The organism is Kosakonia sp. Marseille-Q7440 (genome assembly GCF_965119485.1).
The window spans coordinates 591,399-609,778 of record NZ_CBCPLT010000001.1 but is presented as its reverse complement, the minus strand read 5'-3'; the positions used below and the strand labels follow the sequence as shown (position 1 = coordinate 609,778).

Here is an 18,380-nt window from a genome sequence, read left to right as displayed (position 1 = left end):
GAGAAAAATTGAAAAAGCTTAAACTACATGGCTTTAACAACCTGACCAAAAGCCTGAGTTTTTGTATCTACGATATCTGCTACGCCAAAACCGCCGAAGAGCGCGACGGCTATATTGCCTATATTGATGAACTCTATAACGCCAACCGCCTGACGGAGATCCTGACGGAGACCTGTAACATCATTGGCGCCAACATTTTGAATATTGCCCGCCAGGACTACGAGCCACAGGGTGCGAGCGTGACGATCCTGGTGAGCGAAGAGCCAGTCGACCCGCACCTGATCGATAAAACCGAACATCCGGGGCCGCTGCCGGAAGCGGTTGTCGCGCATCTGGATAAGAGCCATATCTGCGTGCACACCTACCCGGAGAGCCACCCCGAAGGCGGGCTGTGCACCTTCCGCGCTGACATTGAAGTCTCAACCTGCGGGGTGATTTCGCCGCTGAAAGCGCTGAACTACCTGATCCATCAGCTTGAGTCGGATATCGTGACCGTCGACTACCGCGTGCGCGGCTTTACGCGCGACGTGAATGGCATGAAGCACTTCATCGACCACGAGATTAATTCGATCCAGAACTTTATGTCTGACGATATGAAATCGCTGTATGACATGATGGATGTGAATGTTTACCAGGAAAACATCTTCCATACCAAAATGTTGCTTAAGGAGTTCGATCTTAAGCACTACATGTTCCATACCAAACCGGAAGATTTGACGCCGCAGGAGCGGAAAGAGATCACGGAAGCGCTGTGGAAAGAGATGCGCGAGATCTACTACGGCCGTAACATCCCGGCCGTGTAAATGCGCAGCGGGAGCAGGGACGCTCCCCGATTAGCGCTGCTTGAGAAATTGCCGGTAAGCGGCCACCACCTGAAGAAAATCTTCCACGCCGCAGAGGGATAAACTCTCCTCATCGTAGTAGTTCATCCCCTCTTCCATCTCGTCGCCGGTAAACTCCAGCAGATTGGCGCGGATCATCACCTCTTCACCATCCAGCCACAGCGTATACTCATGGCCGACGCGCTGCCACGAGCGCTCGCTGCCCTTCACCGTTTGCGCCGCCTGCTCCACTTCATCCAGTAGGGCGAGGTTCTCTTTCACCTCTTCGTTAAACCAGTGGCCGATCACTTCGTGCCCCATCGACATGCGCACTTTGACGCCGCCGGTGACATCGCGCAGAAATTCGTAATCCATCATTGCTCCTCATGGGGGCCAGAGAGCCGCCAGTGCTTTAATTATCGCAGCACCATACAGGAAAAAAAGCGCGGGGACGGGAAGGAAGGAAAAAAAAGCCACTCCGAAGAGTGGCTTTTTTATTTAGACGGCGGTCTGGAATATCACGCCTTCAGCTTTATCGGTGTATTGATCAAGCTTGTCAAAGTTGAGGTAGCGGTAAGTATCCACGGCGGTTTTATCCACCTGATCCATAAAGGTCAGATACTCTTGCGGCGTCGGCAGCTTGCCGATCAGCGCCGAGACGGCTGCCAGCTCAGCAGAGGCCAGGAAGACGTTCGCGCCGGTACCTAAACGGTTCGGGAAGTTACGGGTCGACGTTGAAACGACGGTCGCACCGTCTGCCACGCGTGCCTGGTTACCCATGCACAGGGAGCAGCCCGGGATTTCGATACGCGCACCGCTCTTACCAAAGACGCTGTAGTAGCCCTCTTCGGTCAGCTGTGCGGCGTCCATACGCGTCGGCGGCGCAACCCACAGGCGGGTCGGCAGCTGGCCTTTGTGGCTATCCAGCAGCTTACCGGCGGCGCGGAAGTGGCCGATGTTGGTCATACAGGAACCGATGAACACCTCATCAATGCTTTCGCCCTGCACATCAGAGAGCAGACGCGCATCGTCCGGATCGTTCGGCGCGCAGAGGATCGGCTCTTTGATTTCGGCCAGATCGATATCGATCACCGCCGCGTAATCTGCGTCCGCATCCGCTTCAAGCAGCTGCGGATCCGCCAGCCATTTCTCCATGCCCTGGATACGGCGCTCCAGCGTACGGCGATCGCCATAGCCTTCAGCAATCATCCACTTCAGCAGCACGATGTTGGAGGTCAGGTACTCGATAATCGGCTCTTTGTTCAGCTTGATGGTGCAACCCGCAGCAGAACGCTCAGCAGAGGCATCGGTCAGCTCGAACGCCTGCTCGACTTTCAGATCCGGCAAGCCTTCAATTTCCAGGATACGGCCGGAGAAGATGTTTTTCTTACCCTTCTTCTCAACGGTCAGCAGACCCTGTTTGATAGCGTACAGCGGAATGGCGTGAACCAGATCGCGCAGGGTGATGCCCGGCTGCATTTGGCCTTTAAAGCGCACCAGCACTGATTCCGGCATATCCAGCGGCATCACGCCGGTCGCGGCAGCAAACGCCACCAGACCAGAGCCCGCCGGGAAGGAGATACCAATCGGGAAACGGGTGTGGGAGTCACCGCCGGTGCCAACAGTATCCGGCAGCAGCATGCGGTTCAGCCAGGAGTGGATAACGCCATCGCCCGGACGCAGCGACACGCCGCCACGGTTCATAATGAAGTCCGGCAGCGTATGGTGGGTGGTGACATCAACCGGCTTCGGATAGGCCGCAGTGTGGCAGAAGGACTGCATTACCAGATCGGCAGAGAAGCCGAGGCACGCCAGGTCTTTCAGCTCATCACGGGTCATCGGACCGGTGGTGTCCTGCGAGCCAACAGAGGTCATCTTCGGTTCGCAGTACGCGCCTGGACGAACACCGTCGACCCCACAGGCGCGGCCGACCATTTTCTGCGCCAGCGAGTAGCCGCGGCTGCTTTCCGCCACGTCTTTCGCCTGACGGAAGATCTCGCTTGGCGGCAGACCCAGCGCTTCACGCGCTTTGGTGGTCAGGCCACGGCCGATAATCAGCGGGATACGGCCACCGGCGCGCACTTCATCAATCAGCACGTCGGTTTTCAGTTCAAAGGTCGCCAGCAGTTCGCCGGTTTCGTGGTTGCGCACTTCGCCTTTGAACGGGTAAACGTCAATCACGTCGCCCATGTTCAGGTCAGAGACGTCGACTTCAATTGGCAGCGCACCGGCATCTTCCATGGTGTTGAAGAAGATAGGGGCGATTTTGCCGCCAAGCACCAGACCGCCGCCGCGCTTGTTCGGCACGTTCGGAATGTCGTCGCCCATAAACCACAGCACCGAGTTGGTGGCGGATTTACGCGAAGAGCCGGTACCAACGACGTCGCCGACGTAGGCCAACGGGAAGCCTTTCTGCGCCAGCGCCTCGATCTGTTTGATCGGGCCAACGCTGCCCGGCTGATCCGGCTCGATCCCTTCACGGGCGTTTTTCAGCATCGCCAGCGCGTGCAGCGGAATATCCGGGCGCGACCAGGCATCCGGTGCCGGTGAAAGGTCATCGGTGTTGGTTTCGCCGGTCACTTTAAAGACGGTAACGGTGATCTTCTCGGCCAGCGGCGGACGGCTCTGGAACCATTCAGCATCAGCCCAGGATTGCATCACCTGTTTGGCGTAGGCGTTGCCCGCTTTCGCTTTCTCTTCCACGTCGTAGAAGTTATCGAACATCAGCAGGGTATGGGAGAGGGCTTTGGCAGCAATCGGTGCCAGCGCGTCGTTATCCAGGGCTTCAATCAGCGGATGGATGTTGTAGCCGCCCTGCATGGTACCCAGCAGTTCAACGGCTTTTTCAGGGCTAACCAGTGGGGAGGTTGCGTCGCCTTTGGCGACCGCTGCAAGGAAACCCGCTTTTACATAGGCAGCTTCATCAACACCGGGCGGGACACGGTTAGCCAGCAGGTCTAACAGGAATTCTTCTTCGCCAGCAGGCGGACTCTTCAGCAGCTCGACAAGCGCGGCCATTTGGGTTGCATCTAATGGTTTTGGCGCAATCCCCTCAGCAGCACGTTCAGCTACGTGCTTACGGTATTCTTCTAGCACGACGGTTCTCCTCGCTCTCATTGTCATAATGCGGCAGGCGTTTCTCTTCACGCTCCTGTGAGACAGCAGTTTGTAGGGTAAATCCGCGAACCGCGCCGGGCAGCATAGCAGGAATTTCAGGGGGTGTTAATCTGTTTACAAAAAAGCAACATTAAATCCCGGCTGAATCGTTACAGATGGCATAAAGCCGACGGCAGAGGGGTTTAGCGAAAAATAATCCTCGAACCGCCGAGAAAACAAACGGCTCCGCAGAGCCGTTACGTTAAGACGATGTTAAAGCTTGCCGAGAATGTCCAGCCCCCAGCTACGGCTATATTTCTCCGGGTTCAGGTTCTCATCAACCAGTTTGCCCAGCAGGTACTTTTTCACCGTTTCACGGTTATCTACTTGCTGATGGTGCTGAACGTTAGCCAGTTGGCCGCGTCCATTGTAGTTGAGCGTGGTGCTGTTCTCCTCGCTGTTTTCGACCACATGGTAGAAGTAGCTTTGTGAGGATTTCTGCGTGCCCAACGCCAGCGGAATCGACGGATCGATCGCCTGGTGCCATGCGGCGCTCAGGTTGCTTCGCGTCGTCTGTTTCACGCTCTTAGTGCTGTCGCTATGGGAATTGGCTTCCGTTGACTGCGAGGCGGTGTAGGCAAAGCGATCTTTCTCCTGCAACTTCGCCGGGTTGACCGACTTCTCCGTCTGCGTCAGCGAGAGCGAGAAATCATTCAAACCGCTCAGCTGTGACGCGCCGTTATCGCCGATGCGGATCGCATTGGTCGCCACGACAGGCATTGTTTCGGCGCTGGTATTGCTGTTAAGCGCCCGGAAGACCGCCTTCATCGCTGCCATCTGGTCATAATTGCCCTGCCCGGCAGTGCGCGCTTTATCGAACTTGCTATCCCACGCGCTTAAGGCGATTTGCTGCTGCGCGGCGTTGCCGGCAAAGGCAGAGTGCGCCATATCGCTGCTCATTTTCAGCGAGAACTCGCCATCTTCATAAGCCGTGGAACGCGTTTTGTTATCCGAATGGAAATTGAGCGACTGCAACGACTTATCGTCGTTACGCAGGTCGGTTTTCAGATCCACCGATTTCAGCAGGCGCGTATCAAACTGGGTTAAGCCGCTGATGTCCAGCTGCGGTTGCTGCTTGCCGAGGCCGCTCAGGGTCTCCCCCAGCGCTTTACCGAGGCCCGCGATGGCGGCCGCTTCGTCGTCATTAAGCGCTTCGCCATCGGTTTTCAGCTGAACGGTCATGCCGTCATCCTGCTGGCTCATCACCAGCTGCACTTTCGTGCCGGACTGGGTGACGATATCCATGCTGATGGCGGAATTATTTGCCGCGCGGGCAATGCCCATATCCGCACCGCGCAGCGTCTGCACGACATCGCCACGGTTATCATTGAGGTTACTCAGCAGCGTGCTGCCAAGCGTGGCGAAAGCGGAGATGGAGGTGCCGCCAGAAGCCAGCCCCATCAGCCCCTGAATCTGGCTATGCTGCTGCTCGGCAATCGCCGGGTTCACTTTCTTAGGGATCAGCGAATAGACGGCGGCGATCTCTGGCGTCTGGCTGCCGAACATCACTTTTGTCGAGGCATCATCCACGGGAGATGCTTTGTTTACAGATGCGGGTGCGGCAATGCCGACTCGCGCCGGGGTACTGACCCGCGCGGCTGATGGCAGTAGCGCAGTAAGGTTAATGCCGTTAATCATGGCGATGAAACTCCCTCTCACCGAAATGGTAAATAAGTAACATCGGCAGCGTGCGGCGAAGGTTTATCGCTTTTGCCTGAAAAGCAGGCATCCGTCACTTTTACGTATAAAAAAAGCGGACCAGTTGCCCGAGCCCGCTTTTTAAGATGTCAGCAATCAACTTACATGATGTTGGCGACAGATTTTGCCAGCTGCGCTTCGAGAGCCGGTTTCGCCTCTTCGAATTTCAGGTTTACTTTGTTGGCGTTAGAGACCACGCGGGTCTGGTATTTCGCGCGGTTACCCTCTTCGGTGCTGGTCTGCAGCTTGATACCGGAGGTGCCCTGACGCAGTGCAGCGATATTATCGGTGGTCACTTTCGCTTTGCTACGCTCGGAGATCTGCAGGTCGGTGATCATAGTGAAGTTCACATCTTCCACCATCGCGTCTGCTGCGAGGCCAATCAGGCCAGCCGCCAGACCCACGCCCAGCGCGGCGCCGGAGGAGTTGCTGTTATAGGCGGTGATACCGGCACCCAGACCGGCACCAATCGCCGCGCCTTCGTAACCGCTTTTCAGGTAGCCCTGAGTTTCACGCAGATCCATTTTGTCCGCTTTCAGCACGTTCGCCTGGATCCAGTAATAGGCCGTATCCGGAGAGGAGGTGACTTTATAGCCTTTATCGCTCAGCTCTTTCGCCAGCAGGGTCTGCAAATTACTCATGTCTTTATCAGAGGTATTTTTCACCTGAATAAACACCGTTTTCTCAGAAGCCGGCTCCAGCCAGATGGTCTGGCTCATCTGGGTTTTCACATCCAGATTGCGTTTTTTGATAGCCGTCGTCATCGCGCCACAGCCGGAGAGGGTAAACGCTGCCAGAACCATACCGACAACAGCGAGTTTTTTAATAGACATTAACGATTCCTTTATATTTCGAACACCAGAAGAACAACAAATGCGGCAAAGGCAGGACGGGAGCGATGAAACGCGGATAAGAGACAAAGTCCATGTCATGACGACGCCAGGCCACCCGCCTGAGGCGAGCGTGCCAACACTATTCTTAAGTGAGTTATCGGCTTCGTTATCAATTGGTTGAGAGGGAATTACCTACTAAATGTGGTGGTTTTCGCCAGGCATAAAAAAAGCAGCCATAAAGGCTGCTTTATTGTCGAACGCACAAGCGGCGTGAAGAGAGTTATTTCTTCTTCGCTTTCGGGTTCGGCAGGTCGGTGATGCTGCCTTCGAACACTTCTGCGGCCAGGCCAACAGATTCGTGCAGCGTCGGGTGCGCGTGGATGGTCAGCGCGATATCTTCTGCATCACAGCCCATTTCGATCGCCAGACCGATTTCACCCAGCAGCTCGCCGCCGTTGGTGCCGACAACCGCGCCACCGATAACACGGTGCGTCTCTTTGTCGAAAATCAGTTTGGTCATACCGTCTGCGCAATCGGAAGCGATAGCACGGCCAGAAGCTGCCCACGGGAAGGTGGCGGTTTCGTAGCTGATGCCTTTCTCTTTCGCTTCTTTCTCGGTCAGACCTACCCATGCCACCTCTGGCTCGGTATAGGCGATAGACGGGATCACTTTCGGATCGAAGTAGTGTTTCTTACCGGCGATAACTTCTGCGGCAACGTGGCCTTCATGCACGCCTTTATGCGCCAGCATCGGCTGACCGACGATGTCGCCGATAGCGAAGATGTGCGGCACGTTGGTGCGCAGCTGTTTGTCGACGCGGATAAAGCCACGGTCGTCCACTTCCACGCCCGCTTTACCAGCGTCGAGGTTTTTACCGTTCGGCACACGGCCGATGGCGACCAGCACGGCGTCGTAACGCTGCGGTTCAGCCGGGGCTTTTTTGCCTTCCATCGTAACGTAGATACCGTCTTCTTTCGCTTCAACGGCGGTCACTTTGGTTTCCAGCATCAGGTTGAACTTCTTGCTGATGCGTTTGGTGAAGACTTTCACCACGTCTTTGTCGGCAGCCGGGATCACCTGGTCGAACATCTCAACCACGTCAATCTCTGAACCCAGCGCATGGTATACGGTGCCCATTTCCAGACCGATGATGCCGCCACCCATAACCAGCATACGCTTCGGTACGGATTTCAGCTCAAGCGCGCCGGTGGAGTCCCACACGCGCGGATCTTCATGCGGAATGAACGGCAGTTCAATCGGACGGGACCCCGCCGCGATGATGGCGTTGTCGAAGTTGATCACGGTTTTGCCGTTTTCGCCTTCCACTTCCAGGGTGTTCGCCCCGGTAAATTTACCCAGACCGTTAACCACTTTGACCTTACGGCCTTTTGCCATACCTGCGAGGCCGCCGGTCAGCTGGTTAATCACTTTATCTTTCCAGGTGCGGATTTTGTCGATGTCGGTCTGCGGTTCGCCGAAGACGATGCCGTGCTCGGCCAGCGCTTTAGCTTCTTCAATCACTTTCGCGACGTGCAGCAGCGCTTTAGAAGGGATACAACCTACATTCAGACAAACACCGCCGAGGGTGTTGTAGCGTTCAACGATGACGGTTTCCAGACCTAAATCAGCGCAACGGAAGGCAGCAGAGTAACCTGCCGGGCCTGCCCCAAGTACGACGACCTGAGTTTTGATTTCAGTACTCATCATGACCTCTTATTGATTTCCGGCGGTCAGGGGTACTTCATGTCGCCCTTCATCCACCGGGACGTTCTATCCGCCCGCAGTTTACAAAATTGTTAACATTTTTGAAACAACAAACGGCTAACGAATTGTCCTTTGCCCCTGATAACCCCAAAAGCGCTATGAGATTAGCAGAAAAAAGCCGGCCGTCAGGCCGGCTTTTCGATTACATCACCAGACGGCGAATGTCGGACAGCATGTTATTGATGATGGTGATAAAGCGCGCCCCATCAGCACCGTCAATCACGCGGTGGTCGAAGGAGAGCGAAATCGGCATCATCAGACGCGGAACGAACTCTTTACCGTTCCACACCGGTTCCATCGCGGACTTGGAGACGCCCAGGATAGCCACTTCCGGCGCGTTCACAATCGGCGCGAAGTGGGTCGTACCCAGGCCGCCGATGCTGGAGATGGTGAAGCAGCCGCCCTGCATTTCGCCGGCAGTCAGTTTACCATCACGCGCTTTCTTGGAGATCACGGTCAGTTCGCGGGACAGCTCGGTCACGCTCTTCTTGTTCACGTCTTTAAAGACCGGAACCACCAGGCCATTCGGGGTATCAACCGCCACACCGATGTTGATGTATTTTTTCAGCGTCAGACGCTGACCATCTTCGGACAGCGAGCTGTTGAAACGTGGCATCTGCTCAAGGGCCGCAGCAACGGCTTTCATGATGAAGACCACTGGGGTGAATTTCACGTCCAGTTTACGTTTCTCGGCTTCGGCGTTCTGCTGTTTACGGAACGCTTCCAGATCGGTGATATCGGTTTTGTCGAAGTGGGTAACGTGCGGGATCATCACCCAGTTACGGCTCAGGTTAGCACCAGAGATTTTCTGGATACGGCCCAGTTCCACTTCTTCGATTTCGCCGAACTTGCTGAAGTCCACTTTCGGCCACGGCAGCATGCCTGGCAGACCACCGCCGGTAGCGGCAGCAGGTGCGGATTCGGCGCGTTTCACCGCGTCTTTCACGTAAGCCTGAACGTCTTCGCGCAGGATACGGCCTTTACGACCGGAGCCCTTCACTTTCGCCAGGTTAACGCCGAATTCGCGCGCCAGGCGGCGGATCAGCGGAGTCGCGTGGACGTAAGCGTCGTTCTCTGCGAAGTCAGATTTGCCTTCTGCTTTAGCCGGAGCCGCAGCAGCTGGTTTCTCAGCTTTTGCAGCCGGTGCCGGAGCCGCTTCCTGTTTCGCTGCCGGAGCAGCGGCAGGCGCAGCGCCTTCCACTTCGAAGACCATGATCAGCGAGCCGGTGGAGACTTTGTCGCCCACATTCACTTTCAGCTCTTTCACCACGCCCGCGAACGGTGCCGGGACTTCCATCGAGGCTTTGTCGCCTTCAACGGTGATCAGAGACTGTTCAGCAGAGACTTTATCGCCGACTTTGACCATCACTTCGGTCACTTCAACTTCGTCACCGCCGATATCCGGTACGTTAACGTCTTTCGCGCCCGCAGCCGCTGCCGGAGCAGAAGCCGCTTCTTCTTTGACCTGCGGTTTCGCGTCAGCAGCCGGTGCAGCACCTGCCACTTCGAAGACCATAATCAGAGAGCCGGTGGAGACTTTGTCGCCGGTGTTGACTTTGATCTCTTTCACGGTGCCAGCGAACGGAGCCGGAACTTCCATGGAGGCTTTGTCGCCTTCCACGGTGATCAGGGACTGCTCAGCGGTCACGCTGTCGCCCACTTTCACCAGAATTTCGGTCACTTCGACTTCATCACCGCCGATATCCGGCACGTGAACGTCTTTTGCGCTTGCAGCAGCCGGTGCGGTAGCTGCCGGAGCGGCTTCTTTCTTCTCTTCTGCCTGAGCAGGTGCAGCGTCAGCTGCACCGTCGGCGGAATCGAAAATCATGATCAGTTTACCGGTCTCGGTTTTGTCGCCGACAGAGACTTTAATCTCTTTCACGACGCCAGCCTGCGGAGACGGAACTTCCATAGAGGCTTTGTCGCCCTCTACGGTGATCAGCGACTGTTCTGCTTCAACTTTGTCGCCCACTTTGACCAGAATCTCGGTGATTTCTACTTCATCAGACCCGATGTCCGGTACGTTGATTTCGATAGCCATTGTCTCTTTACCTCTTACGCCAGACGCGGGTTAACTTTATCTGCATCGATGTTGAATTTGGTGATCGCTTCCGCCACCACTTTCTTGTCGATTTCGCCACGTTTAGCCAGTTCGCCCAGGGCTGCTACAACCACGTAAGAAGCATCAACTTCGAAGTGGTGACGCAGGTTTTCACGGCTGTCGGAACGACCGAAGCCATCGGTACCCAGTACGCGGTAATCATCAGCCGGTACATAAGTACGAACCTGTTCGGCGAACAGTTTCATATAGTCAGTAGATGCTACAGCCGGAGCGTCGTTCATCACCTGAGCGATGTACGGAACGCGCGGAGTTTCCAGCGGGTGCAGCATGTTCCAGCGTTCACAATCCTGGCCATCACGCGCCAGTTCAGTGAAGGAGGTGACGCTATAAACGTCAGAACCTACGCCGTAGTCGTTAGCCAGGATCTGCGCTGCTTCACGAACGTGACGCAGGATAGAACCGGAGCCCAGCAGCTGAACTTTACCTTTGTTACCCGCAACGGTTTCGAGTTTGTAGATACCTTTACGGATACCTTCCTCGGCACCTTCCGGCATTGCCGGCATGTGGTAGTTTTCGTTCAGCGTGGTGATGTAGTAGTAAACGTTCTCTTGTTTCTCACCGTACATGCGCTGCAGACCGTCATGCATGATGACCGCAACTTCGTAAGCGTAAGACGGATCGTAAGAGATACAGTTCGGGATAGTCAGCGACTGAATGTGGCTATGACCATCTTCGTGCTGCAGACCTTCACCGTTCAGCGTTGTACGACCAGAAGTACCGCCTACCAGGAAGCCGCGAGCCTGCTGGTCGCCTGCCTGCCAGCACAGATCACCGATACGCTGGAAACCGAACATCGAGTAGTAGATGTAGAACGGAATCATCGGCAGGTTGTTGGTGCTGTAAGAGGTCGCAGCCGCCAGCCAGGATGCGCCAGCACCCAGTTCGTTGATACCTTCCTGCAGGATCTGGCCTTTCTCGTCTTCTTTGTAGTAAGCAACCTGCTCACGGTCCTGCGGGGTGTACTGCTGGCCGTTCGGGCTGTAAATACCAATCTGACGGAACAGACCTTCCATACCAAAGGTACGCGCTTCGTCGGCGATGATCGGAACCAGGCGATCTTTGATCGACTTGTTCTTCAGCATCACGTTCAGGGCACGAACGAAAGCGATAGTGGTGGAGATCTCTTTGTTCTGCTCTTCCAGCAGCTGAGAGAAGTCTTCCAGCGCAGGCAGATCCAGTTTTTCGGTGAAGTTCGGCTGACGTGACGGCAGGTAGCCTTTCAGCGCCTGGCGACGTTCGTGCAGATATTTGTGCTCTTCAGAGCCTTCAGCGAAGGTGAGGTAAGAGAGTTTTTCAACTTGCTCATCGGTCACCGGAACATTGAAGCGGTCGCGGATATAACGCACGCCGTCCATGTTCATTTTCTTCACCTGGTGGGCGATGTTTTTACCTTCGGCGGTGTCGCCCATGCCATAACCTTTAACGGTGTGGGCCAGGATGACAGTTGCTTTGCCTTTGGTTTCCTGCGCTTTTTTCAGTGCAGCGTAGATTTTCTTCGGATCGTGACCACCGCGGTTCAGTGCCCAGATCTGCTCGTCGCTCCAGTCTGCAACCAGTGCGGCGGTTTCCGGGTATTTACCGAAGAAGTGTTCGCGAACGTACGCACCATCTTTCGATTTGAAGGTCTGGTAGTCGCCGTCAACGGTTTCGTTCATCAGCTGGATCAGTTTACCGCTGGTGTCTTTACGCAGCAGCTCGTCCCAACGAGAACCCCACATCACCTTGATTACGTTCCAGCCAGCACCTGCGAAGATGCCTTCCAGTTCGTTGATGATTTTGCCGTTACCGGTGACCGGGCCATCAAGACGCTGCAGGTTACAGTTGATGATGAAGCAGAGGTTGTCCAGTTTCTCACGGGTCGCGATAGTGATCGCGCCTTTGGATTCCGGCTCATCCATCTCGCCATCGCCGAGGAAGGCGTAAACGGTCTGTTCAGAGGTATCTTTCAGACCACGGTGTTCCAGATATTTCAGGAACTTCGCCTGATAGATCGCACCAATCGGGCCCAGACCCATGGAAACGGTCGGGAACTGCCAGAATTCCGGCATCAGTTTCGGGTGCGGATAAGAAGAGAGGCCTTTACCGTGAACTTCCTGACGGAAGTTGTTCATCTGCTCTTCAGTCAGACGACCTTCAACAAATGCACGTGCGTACACGCCCGGAGAGATGTGGCCCTGGAAGTACACCAGATCGCCGCCGTCTTTCTCGTTACGAGCGCGGAAGAAGTGGTTGAAGCAGACTTCGTAAATGGTTGCGGAAGACTGGAAGGAGGCCATGTGACCGCCCAGCTCGAGGTCTTTTTTAGACGCACGCAGAACCGTCATGATTGCGTTCCAGCGGATAGCTGAACGAATACGGCGTTCCAGTTCCAGATTGCCCGGGTATTCCGGTTCATCTTCAACGGCAATAGTGTTTACGTAGTTGCTCGCCCCTGTGCCAGCTGCCACTTTCACACCGCCTTTGCGGGCTTCAGAAAGGAGCTGGTCAATCAGATACTGAGCACGCTCAACACCTTCTTCACGGATGACCGATTCGATCGCCTGTAGCCAGTCGCGAGTTTCGATCGGATCCACGTCATTTTGTAAACGTTCTGACATGGGGGGTATTCCTTATCTATCTAATCGTTGATTGTCTGGAACCTGTCCCATTGCACTCTGACCGCCTGTAAAGGTTCGTAAAAATGCAATAAGACAGGTTCTGCGTTTAGTTGCCGCGCTCTAAAAGTTGGCGCTGTTGTTACAACTCTTCCAGCACAATTTGCGCCAGAAAATTCTAATTCTTGCGCTGCTCCAGCCGACGCAGAGAGCGTTCACGACGACTCTGTTCACGGCTGCGATCCAGCAAAATCTCTTCGATAAACGCCAGATGGCGGTGCGACGCTTCACGCGCCTCTTCCGGTTTGCCAGCCATGATCGCGGCGAAGATACTCGCGCGATGGTTGCTGACCAGAGGTAGCATCTCGCGGCGGGCGTAGAGCAGTTCGAAGTTTTGACGAACGTTCTGCGCCAGCATCGGCTCCATGCAGCGTAGCAGATGAAGCAGGACTACATTATGTGCCGCTTCCGTTACGGCGATTTGATACTGCACGACCGCGCTCGACTCCGCGTCCAGATCGCCCGACTGTTGAGCCAGCTCGATAGCGCGATGCAGCTCGCCAATCCGCACTTTGTCTTCGTCGGTGCTGCGAAGCGCCGCGTAATAAGCAGCGATACCTTCCAGTGCATGGCGCGTTTCGAGAAGATCAAATTGGGATTCGGGATGATCGGTCAGAAGCTCGACCAGCGGATCGCTGAAGCTCTGCCACAGACTGCTTTGGACAAAGGTCCCGCCACCCTGGCGACGTAGGAGCAGGCCTTTCGCTTCGAGACGCTGGATGGCCTCGCGCAGTGAAGGACGAGAAACGTCGAACTGTTTGGCCAGTTCGCGCTCTGGAGGAAGTTTTTCACCGGGACGGAGTGTGCCCTCGAGAATTAAAAACTCCAGTTGCTGCTCAATCACATCGGAAAGTTTAGGTTGGCGGATTTTGCTGTAGGCCATTGTTCCCTGTCTCTGCCACTCGCCCGGAGTAAATTGGTCTTACCAATTTCATAGTGTTGACGCTAAAGTAACAAAGTATTCACCTTCTGTCCATACAGGTTTTGATTGAAATCAGGAAAGCACGCACATTTTAACAACCAAACAGAAATGGCGTTTCAAAGATGTAACCTTACGCAAATGACTCGTTTACCCCTTAAGAGTGAGTTTTAACTTTCCCGAAACGCAAATTGCTGAATTTGAACCGATTCAGTTGTTCAATAGATGATTTTTTATTCACTTCTTATGAATAAAAAGAGGGATGTTTTCCGATGAGGGGGTAAGAGGGTTATTTGCCGGCGCTCTTTTTTTCGTCAGCTCGTCATGTCCGCGTCATAAAGCAGATGCATTCCCTTTCGCTTACCACTATTCTTTGGCATGCGAAAGGTCTTAACTCAAAATTACCCTGCCGCTTCGTAAAGCAAAAAATACATATAAATGGAACTTATTCATTACACGCTCAAACATAGCGTAAACATAATAACCACACACGAGGTTTCATAATGGAAGGTCAACAGCACGGCGATCAGCTAAAGCGCGGCCTTAAGAACCGCCATATACAGCTTATCGCGCTGGGCGGTGCTATTGGGACTGGGCTGTTTCTGGGCAGCGCGTCAGTCATCCAGTCGGCCGGTCCCGGCATTATTCTCGGCTACGCCATTGCCGGTTTTATCGCGTTTCTGATTATGCGCCAGCTCGGTGAGATGGTGGTCGAAGAGCCCGTTGCCGGCTCCTTCAGCCATTTCGCTTACAAATACTGGGGCAGTTTTGCCGGTTTCGCCTCCGGCTGGAACTACTGGGTGCTCTACGTGCTGGTCGCCATGGCCGAACTGACGGCGGTCGGTAAATATGTCCAGTTCTGGTGGCCGGAAATTCCTACCTGGGCTTCCGCTGCCGTCTTCTTTGTCGTTATCAACGCCATCAACCTGACCAACGTAAAAGTGTTCGGCGAGATGGAGTTCTGGTTTGCCATTATCAAAGTGGTGGCCGTGGTGGCGATGATCCTCTTCGGCGGCTGGCTGCTGTTTAGCGACAGCGCAGGCCCGCAGGCGACGGTTCGCAACTTATGGGAACAGGGCGGCTTCCTGCCGCACGGCATCGGCGGCCTGGTAATGATGATGGCGATCATCATGTTCTCCTTCGGCGGGCTGGAGCTGGTCGGTATCACCGCGGCGGAAGCGGATAACCCGGAGCAGAGCATTCCCAAAGCAACCAACCAGGTTATCTACCGCATCCTGATCTTCTATATCGGCTCGCTGGCGGTGCTGCTCTCCCTGCTGCCGTGGACCCGCGTAACGGCTGACACCAGCCCGTTTGTACTGATCTTCCATGAACTTGGCGATTCCTTTGTAGCCAATGCGCTGAATATCGTGGTGCTGACGGCGGCGCTGTCGGTCTACAACAGCTGCGTTTACTGCAACAGCCGCATGCTGTTTGGCCTGGCAAAACAGGGCAACGCGCCGAAAATGCTGCAAAAAACCGACAAGCGCGGCGTGCCGGTAAACACCATCCTCGTCTCTGCACTCTTCACCGCGCTCTGCGTGCTGATTAACTACCTCGCACCGGAATCCGCCTTTGGGCTGCTGATGGCGCTGGTGGTCTCCGCGCTGGTGATTAACTGGGCGATGATCAGCCTCGCGCACATGCGTTTTCGTCGTGCGAAGCAGCAACAGGGCGTGAAACCGCGCTTCCCGGCGCTCTTCTACCCGCTGGGGAACTGGATCTGCCTGATCTTTATGGCGGCGGTGCTGGTTATCATGGTGATGACGCCGGGTATGGCGATCTCCGTGTGGCTTATCCCGGTGTGGATTGCCATTCTTGGCGTCGGCTACCTGGTACGACAGAAAAATGCAAAAGCGGTGAAAGCACACTAATCCCCTTCTGCCCTCCCCTCTCCCGCCCGGGAGAGGGTTGTTAAACCAATGTTATCTTCCTCACACTTTCCTTTACGTAGCCATTTTGTCCATCTCTGCGGCGTGATCCTGCTACGCAAATAAAAATTTACGGGCGAATAATCGAACTCATACCTCAGAGGGAGACCCGTCGATGGACACCAATAAACTGTCTGTTAAAGAGAAGATTGGTTATGGCATGGGCGACGCCGGATGCAACATCATCTTTGGCGCTATCATGCTGTTTGTGAACTATTTTTACACCGATATCTTCGGTCTGGCTCCCGCGCTGGTCGGCGTGCTGCTGCTGTCGATTCGCGTTATTGATGCCATCACCGACCCGTTAATGGGCGCGCTGGCCGACCGCACGCAAAGCAAATATGGCCGTTTTCGCCCGTGGCTACTGTGGATTGCGGTGCCTTACGCGGTCTTTAGCGTGCTGATGTTTACCACGCCGGAGTGGACCTACAGCAGCAAAGTTATCTATGCCTTTGTCACCTACTTCCTGCTCTCCCTCACCTATACCGCCATCAATATTCCCTACTGCTCACTGGGTGGCGTTATCACCAACGATCCGAAAGAGCGCGTGGCCTGCCAGTCTTACCGCTTTGTGATGGTTGGTATCGCGACGCTGCTGCTGTCGCTGACGCTGCTGCCAATGGCGGAGTGGTTCGGCGGCGCGGATAAAGCCAAGGGCTACCAGATGGCGATGACGGTGCTGGCATTTATCGGCATGTGTATGTTCCTGTACTGCTTTGCTACTGTGCGCGAGCGTGTGCGCCCGGCGGTGCCGACCAATGACGATCTGAAGAAAGATTTCAAGGACGTATGGAAGAACGATCAGTGGGTGCGCATTCTGCTGCTGACGCTGTGCAACGTCTGCCCCGGCTTTATCCGTATGGCCGCCACCATGTACTACGTCACCTGGGTGATGCAGGAGAGCACCCACTTCGCCACGCTGTTTATCAGCCTCGGCGTGGTCGGCATGATGTTCGGTAGCATGCTGGCAAAAGTGCTGACCGACCGCTGGTGCAAACTGAAAGTCTTCTTCTGGACCAATATCGCGCTGGCGATTTTTTCCTGCGGCTTCTACTTCCTCGACCCGCGCGCGACGGTGATGATTGCGGTGCTCTACTTCCTGCTCAACATCCTGCACCAGATCCCCTCCCCGCTGCACTGGTCGCTGATGGCCGATGTCGATGATTACGGCGAGTGGAAAACCGGCAAACGTATCACCGGCATCAGCTTTTCCGGCAACCTCTTCTTCCTGAAAGTCGGGCTGGCGGTAGCGGGCGCGATGGTTGGTTTCCTGCTCTCCTGGTATGGCTACGATGCCGGTGCCAAACAGCAGAGCGCCAGCGCCATCAACGGCATTATGCTGCTGTTTACGGTGATCCCGGGCGTCGGATATCTCATCACCGCAGGCGTGGTTCGTCTGCTGAAAGTAGACCGTGAATTGATGAAACAGATCCAGGCGGATCTGGAAAAACGCCGCATTAACTACCACGAACTGAGCGACAGCCAGAGCGTACCGGCGGCGAAAAACGTAAGGAATGCATAATGAAAACCTGGCCGAACCCCTTTATTGAACAGCGCGCAGACCCGTTTATTCTGCGCCATCAGGACCACTACTACTTTGTCGCCTCGGTGCCGGAGTACGACCGCCTCGAGATCCGCCGCGCCGCCACGCTTGACGGGCTGCGCAGCGCCGAAGGGGCGGTCGTGTGGCGTAAACCGCAAAGCGGGCCGATGAGCGAGCTTATCTGGGCGCCGGAGCTGCATCATATTGAAGGCAAATGGTATTTATACTTTGCCGCCGCTGGAACAAAGGCGCTCGATAAGCTGAATATGTTCCAGCACCGCATGTTTGTGCTCGAGTGCGCCGATGCCGATCCGCTCAGCGGAAAATGGGTTGAGAAAGGCCAGGTTAAGACGCCGTTCGACACCTTTGCGCTGGATGCCACCACCTTTGTCCATCAGGGCAAGCGCTGGTATCTCTGGGCGCAAAAAGCGCCGGATATTGCGGGCAACTCCAATCTCTATCTGGCGGAGATGGAAAACCCGTGGACGCTGAAAGGCGAGCCGGTGATGTTAAGCAAACCGGAGTTCGCGTGGGAGTGCCGCGGCTTTCTGGTTAACGAAGGCCCGGCGGTGCTGTTTCACAACGATAAGCTCTTTATCAGCTACTCTGCCAGCGCGACGGACGAGAACTACTGCATGGGGCTGCTGTGGATCGATCTCGACGCCAACCCACTTGAGCCGCAAAACTGGCATAAATCGCCAGAGCCGGTGTTTAAAACCAGTTATGAAAACCGCCAGTATGGCCCGGGACACAATAGCTTTACGCAGACGCCGGAGGGGGAAGATGTGCTGGTCTATCACGCGCGTAACTACACCGAAATTGAGGGCGATCCGCTCTACGATCCCAACCGCCATACGCGCCTGAAAACGATTCGCTGGCAGGAAAACGGGATGCCTGACTTCGGCATCCCGGCGGCGGATAATCAGTAAACCGGCGGC

General features: G+C 55.2%; 12 protein-coding genes. 4 read left to right on the top strand and 8 right to left on the bottom strand.

Features of this window, described 5'->3' with window-relative positions:
* Positions 1 to 8: 8 nt before the first annotated feature.
* Complete coding sequence (gene speD, locus ACWPW2_RS02705) at positions 9 to 803, top strand: adenosylmethionine decarboxylase (RefSeq protein ID WP_023480253.1); 795 nt, start codon at positions 9 to 11, stop codon at positions 801 to 803.
* Positions 804 to 833: 30 nt separating this feature from the next.
* Here speD and yacL read toward each other — a convergent pair whose 3' ends face one another.
* The 8 genes from yacL to pdhR all read right to left on the bottom strand — a co-directional run bounded on the left by yacL (position 834) and on the right by pdhR (position 13,932).
* Positions 834 to 1,196, bottom strand: a complete 363-nt coding sequence (gene yacL / locus ACWPW2_RS02700; protein WP_023480494.1) for a protein YacL — start codon at positions 1,194 to 1,196, stop codon at positions 834 to 836.
* Between the two features lie 123 nt (positions 1,197 to 1,319).
* Positions 1,320 to 3,917, bottom strand: coding sequence for a bifunctional aconitate hydratase 2/2-methylisocitrate dehydratase (acnB, locus tag ACWPW2_RS02695; protein ID WP_454121551.1), 2,598 nt, complete (start codon positions 3,915 to 3,917; stop codon positions 1,320 to 1,322).
* Positions 3,918 to 4,190: 273 nt separating this feature from the next.
* Complete coding sequence (locus tag ACWPW2_RS02690) at positions 4,191 to 5,615, bottom strand: hypothetical protein (RefSeq protein WP_454121550.1); 1,425 nt, start codon at positions 5,613 to 5,615, stop codon at positions 4,191 to 4,193.
* Positions 5,616 to 5,776: 161 nt separating this feature from the next.
* On the bottom strand, positions 5,777 to 6,508 hold the full coding sequence (gene traT, locus ACWPW2_RS02685; RefSeq protein WP_023480291.1) for a conjugal transfer complement resistance protein TraT: 732 nt from the start codon (positions 6,506 to 6,508) through the stop codon (positions 5,777 to 5,779).
* Between the two features lie 280 nt (positions 6,509 to 6,788).
* Positions 6,789 to 8,213: a dihydrolipoyl dehydrogenase gene (gene lpdA, locus ACWPW2_RS02680; RefSeq protein WP_023480442.1), complete on the bottom strand. Its 1,425-nt coding sequence runs from the start codon at positions 8,211 to 8,213 to the stop codon at positions 6,789 to 6,791.
* A gap of 202 nt (positions 8,214 to 8,415) precedes the next feature.
* Positions 8,416 to 10,314 carry a pyruvate dehydrogenase complex dihydrolipoyllysine-residue acetyltransferase gene (aceF, locus tag ACWPW2_RS02675; protein ID WP_279793599.1) on the bottom strand — a complete coding sequence of 633 codons (1,899 nt, stop codon included), beginning with the start codon at positions 10,312 to 10,314 and terminating at the stop codon, positions 8,416 to 8,418.
* Positions 10,315 to 10,328: 14 nt separating this feature from the next.
* Positions 10,329 to 12,992, bottom strand: a complete 2,664-nt coding sequence (aceE, locus tag ACWPW2_RS02670) for a pyruvate dehydrogenase (acetyl-transferring), homodimeric type (RefSeq protein ID WP_023480311.1) — start codon at positions 12,990 to 12,992, stop codon at positions 10,329 to 10,331.
* Between the two features lie 175 nt (positions 12,993 to 13,167).
* Positions 13,168 to 13,932: a pyruvate dehydrogenase complex transcriptional repressor PdhR gene (gene pdhR, locus ACWPW2_RS02665; protein ID WP_023480248.1), complete on the bottom strand. Its 765-nt coding sequence runs from the start codon at positions 13,930 to 13,932 to the stop codon at positions 13,168 to 13,170.
* A 539-nt stretch (positions 13,933 to 14,471) separates the two neighbouring features.
* Between pdhR and aroP the strand changes: the two genes are divergently transcribed.
* The 3 genes from aroP (at position 14,472) to ACWPW2_RS02650 (ending at position 18,371) form a co-directional block, all read left to right on the top strand.
* Positions 14,472 to 15,842: an aromatic amino acid transporter AroP gene (aroP, locus tag ACWPW2_RS02660; RefSeq protein WP_076768886.1), complete on the top strand. Its 1,371-nt coding sequence runs from the start codon at positions 14,472 to 14,474 to the stop codon at positions 15,840 to 15,842.
* A 172-nt stretch (positions 15,843 to 16,014) separates the two neighbouring features.
* Positions 16,015 to 17,421, top strand: coding sequence for a glycoside-pentoside-hexuronide (GPH):cation symporter (locus ACWPW2_RS02655; RefSeq protein ID WP_454121548.1), 1,407 nt, complete (start codon positions 16,015 to 16,017; stop codon positions 17,419 to 17,421).
* Positions 17,421 to 18,371 (top strand): glycoside hydrolase family 43 protein, encoded by a 951-nt coding sequence (locus ACWPW2_RS02650; RefSeq protein ID WP_454121547.1) that lies wholly within the window; start codon positions 17,421 to 17,423, stop codon positions 18,369 to 18,371. Before ACWPW2_RS02655 ends, ACWPW2_RS02650 begins: the two co-directional genes overlap by 1 nt.
* The last annotated feature ends 9 nt before the right edge of the window (positions 18,372 to 18,380 follow it).

Bases quoted from the DNA above. Each gene is read 5' to 3' on its own strand.
- yacL (WP_023480494.1), bottom strand. From the start codon at position 1,196: ATGGATTACGAATTTCTGCGCGATGTCACCGGCGGCGTCAAAGTGCGC.
- ACWPW2_RS02690 (WP_454121550.1), bottom strand. From the start codon at position 5,615: ATGATTAACGGCATTAACCTTACTGCGCTACTGCCATCAGCCGCGCGG.
- traT (WP_023480291.1), bottom strand. From the start codon at position 6,508: ATGTCTATTAAAAAACTCGCTGTTGTCGGTATGGTTCTGGCAGCGTTT.
- lpdA (WP_023480442.1), bottom strand. From the start codon at position 8,213: ATGAGTACTGAAATCAAAACTCAGGTCGTCGTACTTGGGGCAGGCCCG.
- aceF (WP_279793599.1), bottom strand. From the start codon at position 10,314: ATGGCTATCGAAATCAACGTACCGGACATCGGGTCTGATGAAGTAGAA.
- aceE (WP_023480311.1), bottom strand. From the start codon at position 12,992: ATGTCAGAACGTTTACAAAATGACGTGGATCCGATCGAAACTCGCGAC.
- pdhR (WP_023480248.1), bottom strand. From the start codon at position 13,932: ATGGCCTACAGCAAAATCCGCCAACCTAAACTTTCCGATGTGATTGAG.
- aroP (WP_076768886.1), top strand. From the start codon at position 14,472: ATGGAAGGTCAACAGCACGGCGATCAGCTAAAGCGCGGCCTTAAGAAC.
- ACWPW2_RS02655 (WP_454121548.1), top strand. From the start codon at position 16,015: ATGGACACCAATAAACTGTCTGTTAAAGAGAAGATTGGTTATGGCATG.
- ACWPW2_RS02650 (WP_454121547.1), top strand. From the start codon at position 17,421: ATGAAAACCTGGCCGAACCCCTTTATTGAACAGCGCGCAGACCCGTTT.